Here is a 12,718-nt window from a genome sequence, read left to right on the forward strand (position 1 = left end):
AATTATAGAAAAGCCAATCGAAGGGCTAGCCCGATGTCCTAAAAAAATCCCGGCTTCCGATTCCAGAAGCCGGGAAGAATGGCTGTTGCGAAAATTAACGGCTCAGATACAGGTTTCGCTCCGCATAGATTTTCAGGAAATAATCGTCCATCAGGTCATCAATGAAATAGATGGCTTCACCGGTGGATTTCATTTCCGGACCCAGTTCTTTGTTAACATTGGGGAATTTATGGAAGGAAAAGACCGGCTCTTTGATGGCATATCCTTTTTTTACCGGAGAGAAGTTGAAATCGGTCACCTTATTTTCACCCAGCATCACCTTGGTTGCATAGTTTACGTAGGGTTCCTGGTAGGCCTTGCAGATAAACGGCACCGTTCGTGAGGCCCTTGGGTTGGCCTCGATCACATACACCTTGTCGTTTTTGATGGCAAACTGAATGTTGATCAGTCCCTTTGTCTCTAACGCCAGGGCAATCTTCTCAGTAAAGGTTTCGATTTGCCGGACTACCAAATCCCCCAGGTTGTAGGGAGGCAATACGGCGTAGGAATCTCCGGAATGGATACCAGCGGGCTCTATGTGCTGCATGATCCCGATGATGTAGACGTTTTCCCCATCGCAAATGGCATCTGCCTCTGCTTCAATCGCCCCTTCCAGAAAATGGTCCAGCAGGATTTCGTTGTTTGGAATGTCTCGTAATACATTCACCACGTGCTGTTCCAGCTCCTTCTCGTTGATGACGATTTTCATACCTTGTCCCCCCAGTACATACGAGGGCCGTACCAGCAGCGGGAAACCGAGCGTTTTGCATAGTTCCAGCGCTTCGTCGGTGCTATGAATGGTGCCAAACTCCGGGTAGGGGACGCCGTTTTCCTTCAATAGGTTCGAAAAACGGCCGCGGTCTTCTGCCAGGTCCAGCGCCCGGAAGCTGGTACCTAATATGGGAATATTATATTTATCGAGTTTTTCTGCCAATTTTAGAGCCGTTTGGCCACCCAGCTGCACGATGACGCCGATGGGATTTTCGTGAAGAATGATCTCGTAAATGTGCTCCCAAAAGACCGGCTCAAAATACAGTTTGTCGGCAATGTCAAAGTCCGTCGATACCGTTTCGGGATTGCAATTGATCATGATGGTCTCGTAGCCGCATTCTTTTGCGGCCAATACGCCATGGACGCAGGAGTAATCGAATTCGATGCCCTGCCCTACCCGGTTAGGGCCGGAACCGAGTACTACTACTTTTTTCTTGTCGGAAACGTGCGACTCGTTTTCTTCACCAAAACTGGAATAAAAATAGGGTGTTTGCGCTTCAAACTCTGCGGCACAGGTGTCGACCAGTTTGAAGATCCGTCGGATACCCATTTCTTCCCGTCGTTTTTGGAAAACCTCGCTTTCCAGACAGCCCAGCAGGTGGGCGATTTGCCGGTCGGCATAGCCCTTGTGCTTGGCCTTTTTCATCAGGTCGGGACTGATGGTTTCCAGCGTTTCTTTACCCAGCACGATATCCAATTGTACCAGTTCCTCGATTTGCTTGAGAAACCATTTGTCAATCTTAGTCAGGTCTTGAATGGTGCGGAAAGAGATGCCAAGCTTGAAGGCATCGTATATGTGAAACAGTCGGTTCCAGCTTGGATTGGCCAGGCTGTACAAGATTTCGTCCTGGTTTTTGACTTCCTTTCCATCTGCACCCAGGCCATTCCGCTTGATTTCCAGGGACTGACAGGCTTTTTGAAGTGCTTCCTGAAAATTCCTTCCGATGCCCATCACCTCGCCAACGGCTTTCATGGATAGACCGAGTTTTCGATCCGAGCCTTTGAATTTATCAAAATTCCAACGAGGTATTTTTACGATGACGTAATCGATGGCCGGTTCAAAGAATGCGGAGGTATTTCCGGTAATGGAATTCTTCAACTCGTCCAGGTTGTACCCGATGGAAAGTTTGGCAGCTACTTTTGCAATGGGGTATCCGGTTGCTTTTGAGGCCAGTGCCGAAGACCGGGATACCCGTGGGTTGATCTCCACTCCGATGATGGTCTGGTTGTCGGGGCTTACCGCAAACTGCACGTTACATCCACCGGCAAAATTCCCAATGCCTTCCATCATGCGAATGGCCTTGTTTCTCATTTCCTGATACACGGTGTCGGGCAGGGTCATGGCTGGCGCGACGGTAATGGAATCTCCGGTGTGCACCCCCATTGGGTCAAAATTTTCGATGGAACAAATGACCACCATATTGCCAATATTATCCCGCAAAACTTCCAGTTCGTATTCTTTCCAGCCCAGGATGCTTTGCTCGATCAATACCTCATGGGTGGGGGAGGCCTGCAAGCCGGCACTCAAGGCTTTTTCGAAATTGTCCGGTCCGTCTACAAAGCCGCCTCCAGTTCCGCCAAGGGTATAGGAAGGGCGGATTACCAGGGGAAAACCGATTTCCTGGGCAATTTCTTTGCCCTGGAGAAAAGACCTTGCGGTTCGCCCCAAGCAGACGTCCACGTTCAATTTTTCCATCAATGCCTTGAATTTCTCCCGGTTTTCCGCGGTTTCGATGGCATCAATGTCTACTCCGATCATTTTGGTACCAAACTTCTGCCAGATACCCGCTTTGTCACAGTCGATGGCTAGATTGAGTGCGGTCTGTCCTCCCATGGTTGGCAACACGCAATCAATATCCGGGTGCTCTTTTAAGATCTGTACGATGGATTTTTTCTCCAATGGCAACAAATACACGTTGTCGGCTGTCACCGGGTCTGTCATGATGGTGGCCGGATTGGAATTGATTAAAGTTACTTTGATTCCTTCTTCCCTAAGTGAGCGGGCTGCCTGGGATCCGGCATAATCAAATTCACAGGCCTGACCGATGATGATGGGGCCGCTTCCAATGATGAGGACATGTTTGATGCTACTGTCTTTTGGCATGCTTGATGGTTTTTTTGATGGCGTTACTTTTGGCTAAATTGGTGCAAAATTAAACAAATTTATTAAACATGCACGGAAAAGCCTTTATTTACCCAAAGGACTGCCGGACAGCGGTAGCCCACACAGCCACAAATATTCCTTTTTCGTGCGCTTGGACCCTTCCCGCGAAAAACGATCGGATGGATCGCAGCCACGGTTTTTCCAACCGGGGGCGCTGCATGCAGCTCAAATTGGCTCCCGGTACGGATCCTCTTGCTATCGGTTCATTGGTTCGGTGGGAGCCGCCAAAGGAGTCGGTTTGCCGAGTGTTATCCTTTTTAAGCATGGCAGGAACTGTGGCATTACTGGTAAAGAATCCGCCTGCCGCCAGCCTCGGTCTGGGGAATCCCGGGTGAATTTTGTAACTTTAATTCTTCAACAAGCGCAACCCATGAGCGAATTCAGCGAAGCCCGATTTAGAAAGACCATCAGCGATATGGACGAAGCAAACCGCCGGGATCCCCATCAGGTACTGGTAAACGGGAGGCCCGTTGCCAAAGAACTGATCTACGGTATCCGCATGTCGGAAATGTTGATGGAGACCTATCCGGATGCGGAGGAGTGCCTGCGGCTGGCGGCCCGTGCCCAGCACATCCAACGGTGGACCATCCCCCGAACCGACTACCCCATGGATCGAAAGGGTTACCTGCTGTGGCGAACCAAATTGAAGCAGTTTCACGGAGAGCTTGCCGGGAAAATCATGAAAACCAACGGGTATTCGGAGCTAGAAATCCAAAAGGTGGAGGATTTGCTGAATAAGCGGCGACTAAAAACGGATCCCGAGGTTCAGGCATTGGAAGACGTGGTATGCTTGGTTTTTTTGATGTATTATTTTCAGGATTTCATCGAAAAGCACCGGGACGAAGTGCCCAAGCTGGTAAGTATCCTCCAGAAAACCTGGAACAAGATGTCGGAAAAGGGGCAACAAAAAGCGCTGGCAATGCCCCACCCCGAATCGGTCAAACGGGTGCTAACAGCAGCACTTGCAGAAAGCTAGTTTGCCACAACCATCGATTCCCGGTAGGTGTGGACGTCTTTTTCAATAGCCGCCAGAATTTCCGTGCCTTCCATATTGGGTTTGGAGTTGCCGTGCTCGGCCCCTCCCAAATCGTATTCTACGTGCAGGATTTTGGGTAAAGTACCGGTAAACCCTTCGTGTTCAAGGAGCAGCTTGAAGTTTACCTCTCCTTTTCCCAGGGGAACATTTACGGGTCGGTTTCCCTGTCCGTTCGGGTTTCCCCAGACGAAATCTTTCAGGTCAAAACTGCGGATTTGTTTTTTTATTACATGATACACGTTTTCATAGGACTGGTAGCCTTCCACTTGTGCGTGTCGTAGATCAAACTGTACGCCGATGTGATCCGGATCAATGCCTTCCAGCAAATGGTAAATTTCCCATACCGATCCACCGATTCTCCTTCCTGCGTGGTTTTGGTAGTGTCCGGTGACCCCGTGTTTTTCGTGAAGCAGGGCCAACCGCTTCATGGCATCGTTGAGACGGGACAATTCGTTGCGAATTTGCGTTGACGGAAAGGACAGGTACCCCATTCGGTAATCCCGGATGCCCTCACCCGCAAGTATTCGTAGGAATTCATCCATCTCATCGAGCTGATGGATGTTCATATCCGTGGTAAGGACGGGGCGGCTCAAGCCCAGATTTTCACTTGCGCTAACCAGCGGGGGTAATTTCTTTTGCAGTTCATCCCTGTCAAAAAATCCGTTCTTTCGTACGGGAAGGTCGATTCCCTCAAAACCCATGGATTTGACCGTTTGGGGTACTTCCTCCAGAGGTAGCCATTGCAAGACCTTGGTAAAGAGGTAAAACGGGCCTGGAGCGGCTTGTTTCAGGACGGGTTTTTGGGAAGCCCCGACGGCTATACCTGGTAGTAGTAAACCGGATCCGGCGGCCATAAGCATTTTTTTCAGGGAGGACCTTCTGTGCATGGGAGGTTATTTTGTTGGGAAACAAATACTGCATCAAGATAGGTCTTTGCCGGAAATAGCGCAAGTGTTTTGAAACAAATTCAAACGAATGACGCGCAAGCTTCTGATAGAAAAGGCCGGTAAAAGGAAGCAGGCGGAGTATTTACCCGCTGTCAGCATCGTAAACAGAGAGTTGCAGGGGGTGCTATACCAACATGAAAAACAGCAGGGAAACCCCCAAAACCAGGATCATTTTCTTTGCTTTTTCCTTTTGGATGGCGCCGAGCTTTTTTTTGCGCAGGGCCAGCACGGCCAGGCTCAGTCCCAGCAATTGCAAAGCCAGCCCCAGGCCGGTCAGGTAACTTCCCCAGGCTTGTCCGGGCCACTGCATGGCAATCAGCACCAGTGGCAGGAGGCAACTCAAAATCCCGACCAATCCGGCAAGAAATGATCTGGAAAGCAATTGTTCTACAGCGTCTGGAGTCTCCTTCATGGCTTATTATGTTTGCGCTTTCTAAAATAGTCGCTCAGTTCGTCTACGGATTTTGTATTCAGTGTCCTGTCTTTGGTTAGTCCGCCTTTTCTTCCAACGATTACCCCGTATTTCATGTCCCAAATGCCCTCGTTTGCATGGGCATCCGGATTGATGCTGAGCACCACTCCCTGATCCATGGCATATCGAACCCAGCGCCAGTCCAGGTCCAGCCGCCAGGGATTGGCATTGATTTCGATCACCACCTGATGCATGGCGCAGGCATCAATGACCGCCCGGTGATCGATCGGGTAGCCCTCCCGGCGAAGCAACAGGCGGCCCGTTGGGTGACCGAGGATGGTGGTGTAGGGATTTTGAATGGCACGGATGAGCCTCGCCGTTGCCTTTTTGATATCCATACTCAGACCGGAGTGGATGGAGGCCACGATGTAGTCAAAACCTGCCAATACGTCCGCTTCGTAATCCAGGCTTCCATCCATCAGAATGTCGCTTTCGATCCCCTTGAATATGCGAAAAGGGGCCAGTTCTTCGTTGAGTCGATCGATTTCTTCGTGCTGCAGGCGAATCCGGTCCTCATCCAGGCCATTCGCGTAAAATGCGGAACGGCTGTGATCGGCCATCCCCAGGTATTCGTATCCGGACGCTTTGCAGTATTCTGCCAGCTCCTTCAGGCTGTTTTTTCCATCGCTGTAGGTAGAATGGTTGTGCAGCGGGCCTTTTAGGTCGTCTACCGTAAGCAGCTCCTCCAGGGAATGCTGTTGGGCCCATTCCAATTCACCGTTTCCTTCCCGAAGCGACGCAGGAATATAGGGGAGTTCGGCCGCGGCGTAGGCCTCCTCCTCGGAGCCGAACGCTTCCGTGTAAAAATGTTCGCCGAGCGTGGCACCTCCTGCCACCGGATGCAGTAGATGCGATCGGCTGGACGTTTTCAAGAGTTTTTGCCGGACAAACGCTTTCTTTTCCGTTAGCAAAAGGACGACCTTCAAACCCAGGGATTCCCATTCTCCCTGCCAGCGAAAGGGGCTGCAAAATCGCTCTTCCCGCCGCAGGCCCTTGACGGCATCAATTTTTTTCAGGCTTTCTCCGGGCGTGTTGGTTCCGATCAGAAACATTACGTTTTCTACAATTTCGGCCATTCTCCCGTATTCGCCCACTGCTGCCAGCATTTCCTGGTCCAGCACTTTTTCCAGGGCCGCCTGAATCGTTTCTCCTGCTTCATCGATATCGGCATACAACCATTTCCCCTGATTTGCGGCGATAAATTCCAGTTTTTGTATGATGCTATCCTGGGTTTTTTCACCAAATCCTTTGAGTTTAGCTACCTGCCCCGCCTGACAGGCTTCCATGAGCTCGTGGGTGGAGGTGATTTCGAGCTCCTTCCATAGGGCTTTGATCTTTTTGGGCCCCAATCCCTTTATTTGTAGCAATTCACGGATGCCATCGGGAGTGTTTTCCAGTAGGGTATCGAGCAGGGGATGGGAGCCCGTTTCCCGGATGCGGGAGATGGTTTCCGCAAGGCTTTTTCCAATCCCGGGAAATTCCTGCAATTGGCTAAGGCTAAGGTCTTGCAGGGGCTTTCCCTCCCGTTCGATGCTGGTAACGGCAGATTGGTACCCCCTGATTTTAAAGGAGTTTTCCTCGTGCAGCTCCATTAGCTGCACGGTCAACTGCAGGATCGTGACAATTTCTTTGTTATCCAAGATGATTTCGTTTCAGATGGCTTCCTTGCAAATGTCCATAATATTTGTTTTAAAATAAAATCAATAGTCTTAACTTAAGCCAGAAATGAAAAAACACGGTCAGCCCCTTACGCCTGTCGGAAAGGAATCGGAAATTACCTTCGTTGATTGAACAAATTTATTACAATCGGTGTATGTAAGAGGGGCGGACGGGCTTCCACAGCAAGTTCAGCAATCGCAGAAAAAGCTGCTTGAACGCAAAAAAAATTCACCAGTTATGAACAAAATGCCGTTATACATAGCCTTTTTCGGGTTGCTGCTTTTTTTCGATACGGTCGAGGCCCAGGTACAGTTTACCCAGCGGTTGGAAGTGGATACCGATTGGGGGGACGATGACTTTTTCGTGTTACCCAGAGAAGGAGGAATGGTGGCATTCCGGATGAAATCAGATACACCCTATGGTAGGAAGGATAAATTCCAATACCTGGTTTCGGACTTTCAATTGCGGTCGGAAGCTACCCGACTCATTACCCTGGACGGGTATTACGAGTTGGTTGGATTCGACCTGGACAAGGAGTTTTTGTACGTGCTTTTTAATAAGGGCTCGCAGTACGATTCGGAAATGGCGATTTTTGAAATCAACCTGGAAAACCAGCAGTTGCGGGAATTGGAGCTCAACAGCATTCTGGAAATGGAGCTACAGGATTTTCTGGTATTTAACAAGCAGGCTGTATTCATGGGTAAATACGATTTCAGGCCGGTGATACAGGTTTTTGACATTGCGAGCCAGGAGGTGATAACGGTACCTGGACTGTTTGAAAAAGACGCACGAATCCTGCAAATGAGAAAAGACCCGGACCTGAACGTCTTCGACGTGGTCATGAGCCGGCGTGATTTTTACAAGAAAAAGATCGTATCGGTGCTCACCTTCGACACCAACGGCAACAAGCTCCGGGAGGTGAAAATTGATGATTTGGGAGATCCTTCCATGGAGATCGTGGAGGGCTTGCTGACCTCCTCGCATAATTACAAGCAGGCGCTTATTGGTCCCTACGGGCTTCGGCGAAAGGAGGCCTATCAGGGATTGTATTTTACCCGGATCAACGAATTTGGGGAATACGAAAACACCTTTTACACCGTACCCGATTTTGAGAACTTCTACAATTACTTGCCGGAGAAAGCCCGCGAAAGAAAGCTCAGAAAGGTGGAAAGAAGCCTTAACCGTGACCAAAACATCCCGATCCGGAATGTGGTGGTGACCCGGGAAATCAACGCTGCGGATGGCTACTACCTGGTGTACAACGATCATTTTATCTCCTCTTCGTCCAGAGCCATCCCCAGAGACGGCATGTACGCGAGTAATTTTTACCGACTTAATCCCATGATGGGTGGGTACGGGGGCCTGTTTAATCCACTATGGATGGACCCCCGGTTTCGTAACACCCAAGTAAGTAATCAGTACAAATACCTGGCTGCCCAGTTTATCTTACTGGACGAAAATGGGAGGATCATCTGGGACAATACCGTGAACCTGGACAGTGACAGTAAAGCCGAACCGATCAAGTATGGGGAAGTGAGTTTTAACGGGAGAAATCTCTTCTACATGTACCTGGACGAAACCAGCCTGATCCTAAGCCAGATTAAGGACGGGGAGCTGGTTATGGAAAACGAGCCATTTGAAATTGAGCTAATCCGGGAAAACGAACGCATTGCCAGTACAAAGGAAAACACCCTTCAGTTGCAGTGGTGGTACGCCGATTATTACTTGCTCAGCGGCAAACAACGGATTCGGTACCAAGCCGAAGATGGCCGGGTTCAAACCAGGGATGTCAACTTTTTCACCAAAATTAAAGTCGACGATTTCATGTAAGCCGGACCGCCTCAAGCAAATATTTCCTATATTTGCCTCAAATTTCGATCATGCAAAAGCGACTCGTTCTTGACCAAAAGCAGCTATCCATCACCATCAGCCGGTTTTGTTACCAATTGATAGAGAATCACGATGATTTCGAAAATACGGTGTTGCTGGGACTTCAACCGAGAGGTGCCCTGGTGCTGGACCGGATCATTCAGCGCATGCAGGAAATCCGTCAACTAAGCCTTCGCTACGGTTACCTGGATGCCACCTTTCATCGGGATGACTTTCGCAGAAGGGATTTGCCGCTGCGAGCAAACGAAACGAAAATTGATTTTTTGATAGAAAATAGAAAGGTCATTTTGGTAGACGACGTGCTCTACAAAGGGCGGTCGGCCCGGGCTGCCATGGATGCGATGATTGCTTTTGGAAGGCCCCAAAAGGTAGAGTTGATGGTGTTGATCGACAGAAAGTATACCCGCGACTTCCCCATTCAGCCGGATTATTTTGGGCGGCAGGTCAATACTCTCGAAAGTCAGTACGTAAGTGTGGAATGGCAATCACAGGGATTTCCCGAAGACGCCATTTGGATCACGGAAAAGGAACATAACTAGCACCCATGCAGCAGCTCAGCACCAGACATTTATTAGGTATAGAAAACCTCAGCCCGGCGGATATTGGGTTGATTTTTGAAACAGCAGACAACTTTAAAGCCGTACTCAACCGTCCCATCAAGAAAGTGCCCTCGTTGCGCGACATTACCATTGCCAATGTGTTTTTTGAAAATTCTACACGAACCAAATTGTCCTTCGAGTTGGCCGAGAAAAGGCTTTCTGCCGATGTGGTGAATTTTGCATCGGGCAGCAGTTCCGTAAAAAAGGGGGAAACCCTGATCGACACAGTGAATAACATTCTGGCCATGAAGGTGGACATGGTGGTCATGCGTCATTCCAGTCCCGGCGCTCCCCATTTTCTTTCCCGGCATATTCAGGCTAGCATTGTCAATGCCGGCGACGGTACCCACGAACACCCCACCCAGGCCCTGCTTGATGCCTTTTCTATCCGGGAGAAGCTCGGAGAGGTAGCCGGCAAGAAGGTAGCCATTATTGGCGATATCCTGCACTCGCGAGTTGCCCTGTCGAACATCTTCTGCCTGCAAAAACTAGGGGCGGAGGTGATGGTCTGTGGGCCGGCTACCTTGCTACCCAGGTACATTCGGGAGCTCGGCGTGCAGGTGGAGCACGACGTCTTCCGGGCACTCCAATGGTGCGATGTGGCCAACGTATTGCGGATTCAACTGGAGCGGCAACAAATCAAGTATTTCCCTTCCCTAAGGGAATACTCCCTGTACTATGGGATCAATAAAAAATTACTAAACCGCCTGGATAAGGAAATCGTTATCATGCATCCCGGCCCCATTAATCGGGGAGTGGAGCTCAACTCCGACGTGGCAGACTCCGAGCATTCCATCATCCTGCAGCAGGTAGAAAACGGCGTTGCCATTCGCATGGCCGTATTGTATTTGCTGGCCGGGCAAAAATAACAGCGAGCGGGTAGTCCCGGACGCAGGACAGGGTCGCGTACCTTCTTGCGCTGTTTTTCGTAAATTGATCAAAAAAATAAACCAGAAGGCATGATTTACAATTCCATCATCGAAACCATCGGAAACACCCCCTTGGTCCGGTTAAATACCTTGAATAAGGGGATTGCAGGAGAAATACTGGTGAAAGTCGAGTATTTTAATCCGGGTAATTCCATGAAAGACCGCATGGCCATAAAAATGGTGGAAGATGCCGAGAAGGAAGGGATTCTTAAGCCGGGAGGCACCATCATCGAAGGTACCAGCGGCAATACCGGAATGGGCCTGGCTCTGGCAGCGATTGCCAAAGGCTATAAATGCATCTTTACCATGGCCGACAAGCAATCCCGCGAAAAGATTGATATTTTGAAGGCAGTGGGAGCGGAAGTGATCGTATGCCCGACGAATGTTGCCCCGGACGATCCTCGCTCGTATTATTCGGTTGCGAAAAAACTAAACAAGGATATCCCCAATTCGTTTTATCCCAATCAGTATGACAACCTTTCCAATTGGAAGGCCCATTACGAGACTACCGGGCCGGAAATCTGGCGGGATACCGAAGGGACCATCACGCACTTTGCTGCCGGGGTTGGAACCGGCGGTTCCATGTCCGGAACTTCCCGTTTTCTGAAAGAGCAAAAAGAGGGAATAGTGTCCGTTGGTATCGATACCTATGGCTCGGTATTTAAAAAATACAAGGAGACGGGGGAATTTGACCAAAACGAGGTGTATCCTTACCTGACAGAGGGGATAGGCGAAGATATTTTGCCCAAAAACGTCGATTTTTCCGTCATCGACCAATTCATAAAGGTCACCGACAAAGACGCTGCCGTGATGACCCGCCGGCTTTCCCGGGAAGAGGGATTATTCGTGGGTTGGTCCTGCGGGTCGGCCGTTCACGGTGCTCTGGAATATGCCCGAGCACACCTGGTAGCGGGGGATGTCATGGTCATCTTGCTGCCCGACCACGGTACCCGCTACCTGGGCAAGGTGTATAACGACGATTGGATGCGAAATCACGGCTTCCTGGAGGACAAGACCTACGGAACAGCCCGGGATATCGTGCTTGGCAGAAGCGATGCGTACCAACTGGTGGTTGTACACAAGTCGGATACGATCAAAGATGCCATTGCCCTGATGAACGAGAAAAGCGTTTCCCAAATCCCGGTTATGGAGGAAGGTCAGGTGGTAGGAAGCCTGACGGACAATAAGTTGCTGCTGAAAATAATCGAAAACCCCGAACTCAAAGATGCCACCGTGGATCAGGTTATGGAGGACTCCATGCACTTTGTAGCCCTGGATAGTACATTGGACGTACTTTCCTCCATGGTCGAAAAAGAAAAAGCCGTTTTGGTGCGGGATGAAGCGCATCGCGTTCACATCATTACCAAGCACGATATATTGGAAGCAATCACCCGATAAAGATACTATCTAACGCGACTTAGTTAAAAAAATGGATAAAAACCACCTGGAGGCAATCATCGCAGATACGTTTGATTTTGACATCAAACAGGCATTTATACAAGGTTGGGAAACCTTCAAGAAAGTCAAGATCTATTCCGTTTCCTTTACCTTACTTAACTTATCCTGGCCATCCAGTTTTTTTTCATGGCCTATGCCCAGGATTTTCTATTTGTATTCTCCCTGTTTCTGGCGGGTCCGTTGTTTGCCGGATTCTACCTGGTGGCGAACAAAGTAAGTCTCAACGAACCCGTGATTTACCCGGATTTTTTCAAAGGATTTGGCTATTATATTCCCGTGATACTCGTGTGGATTGTCGGTCAGTTTTTGACCGTTTTGGGAATTTTGGCGTTGGTTATCCCAGGCATTTACCTAATGGTGGCCTATATGTTTGGGGTGCTGATCAGCATCTTTGCGGGATTGGATTTTTGGAATTCCCTGGAATACAGCCGGCGGATTATCCACAAGCAATGGGTGAAATTCTTCGTTTTCGGCTTGTTACTCGCCGTTTTGAATATTGCCGGGGCTTTGCTTTTTGGCATGGGATTGGTTGTGTCCGTTCCCGTCACCTACTATGCCATCTACCATGTATTTGAATCCATTACCCAACGCAAAGAAGTCCAGCAAGTTGGGGAAGATGACCGGCTTCCCGGCTAACTTCGGCTTCCCGGAGCTAGCCGAGTTGTAGCTGAAAAACAGCTTCATTTTCAACGGGTTAAATATAAAAATCTGCAATTTATGGTTACATTTAAGCGCTGTAGTTCGACAAAGGTCA

10 protein-coding genes are annotated in these 12,718 nt (G+C 49.4%); 6 read left to right on the plus strand and 4 right to left on the minus strand.

Going from position 1 to position 12,718, the window contains the following annotated elements:
• Nucleotides 1-94 precede the first annotated feature (94 nt).
• On the minus strand, nucleotides 95-2,914 hold the full coding sequence (gene carB / locus GCU44_RS07400) for a carbamoyl-phosphate synthase large subunit (protein WP_154855600.1): 2,820 nt from the start codon (nucleotides 2,912-2,914) through the stop codon (nucleotides 95-97).
• Nucleotides 2,915-3,344: 430 nt separating this feature from the next.
• Here carB and GCU44_RS07405 point away from each other — a divergent pair, with 430 nt between their 5' ends.
• Nucleotides 3,345-3,950 carry a DUF4202 domain-containing protein gene (locus GCU44_RS07405; protein WP_154855602.1) on the plus strand — a complete coding sequence of 202 codons (606 nt, stop codon included), beginning with the start codon at nucleotides 3,345-3,347 and terminating at the stop codon, nucleotides 3,948-3,950.
• Here the strand turns inward: GCU44_RS07405 and GCU44_RS07410 are convergent.
• The 3 genes from GCU44_RS07410 to GCU44_RS07420 form a co-directional block, all read right to left on the minus strand.
• Nucleotides 3,947-4,897, minus strand: coding sequence for a sugar phosphate isomerase/epimerase family protein (locus GCU44_RS07410; RefSeq protein ID WP_154855604.1), 951 nt, complete (start codon nucleotides 4,895-4,897; stop codon nucleotides 3,947-3,949). The two genes, GCU44_RS07405 and GCU44_RS07410, sit on opposite strands and share 4 nt — an antisense overlap.
• A gap of 184 nt (nucleotides 4,898-5,081) precedes the next feature.
• Entirely contained in the window at nucleotides 5,082-5,369 is a 288-nt protein-coding gene (locus GCU44_RS07415) for a hypothetical protein (protein ID WP_154855606.1), read from the minus strand.
• Complete coding sequence (locus GCU44_RS07420) at nucleotides 5,366-7,069, minus strand: helix-hairpin-helix domain-containing protein (protein WP_154855608.1); 1,704 nt, start codon at nucleotides 7,067-7,069, stop codon at nucleotides 5,366-5,368. Before GCU44_RS07420 ends, GCU44_RS07415 begins: the two co-directional genes overlap by 4 nt.
• Nucleotides 7,070-7,325: 256 nt before the next feature.
• Here GCU44_RS07420 and GCU44_RS07425 point away from each other — a divergent pair, with 256 nt between their 5' ends.
• The 5 genes from GCU44_RS07425 to GCU44_RS07445 all read left to right on the plus strand — a co-directional run bounded on the left by GCU44_RS07425 (nucleotide 7,326) and on the right by GCU44_RS07445 (nucleotide 12,600).
• A complete protein-coding gene (locus tag GCU44_RS07425; protein WP_154855610.1) occupies nucleotides 7,326-8,918 on the plus strand; it encodes a transcriptional regulator in 1,593 nt (530 codons plus the stop codon).
• A 50-nt stretch (nucleotides 8,919-8,968) separates the two neighbouring features.
• On the plus strand, nucleotides 8,969-9,517 hold the full coding sequence (pyrR, locus tag GCU44_RS07430; RefSeq protein WP_154855612.1) for a bifunctional pyr operon transcriptional regulator/uracil phosphoribosyltransferase PyrR: 549 nt from the start codon (nucleotides 8,969-8,971) through the stop codon (nucleotides 9,515-9,517).
• A gap of 5 nt (nucleotides 9,518-9,522) precedes the next feature.
• Nucleotides 9,523-10,446, plus strand: a complete 924-nt coding sequence (locus tag GCU44_RS07435; RefSeq protein ID WP_154855615.1) for an aspartate carbamoyltransferase catalytic subunit — start codon at nucleotides 9,523-9,525, stop codon at nucleotides 10,444-10,446.
• Between the two features lie 90 nt (nucleotides 10,447-10,536).
• Entirely contained in the window at nucleotides 10,537-11,904 is a 1,368-nt protein-coding gene (locus tag GCU44_RS07440) for a pyridoxal-phosphate dependent enzyme (protein WP_154855617.1), read from the plus strand.
• Nucleotides 11,905-12,090: 186 nt separating this feature from the next.
• A complete protein-coding gene (locus GCU44_RS07445; RefSeq protein WP_241684868.1) occupies nucleotides 12,091-12,600 on the plus strand; it encodes a hypothetical protein in 510 nt (169 codons plus the stop codon).
• Nucleotides 12,601-12,718: the final 118 nt, after the last annotated feature.

The organism is Cyclobacterium xiamenense, from assembly GCF_009467825.1.
Lineage (GTDB): Bacteria > Bacteroidota > Bacteroidia > Cytophagales > Cyclobacteriaceae > Cyclobacterium > Cyclobacterium xiamenense.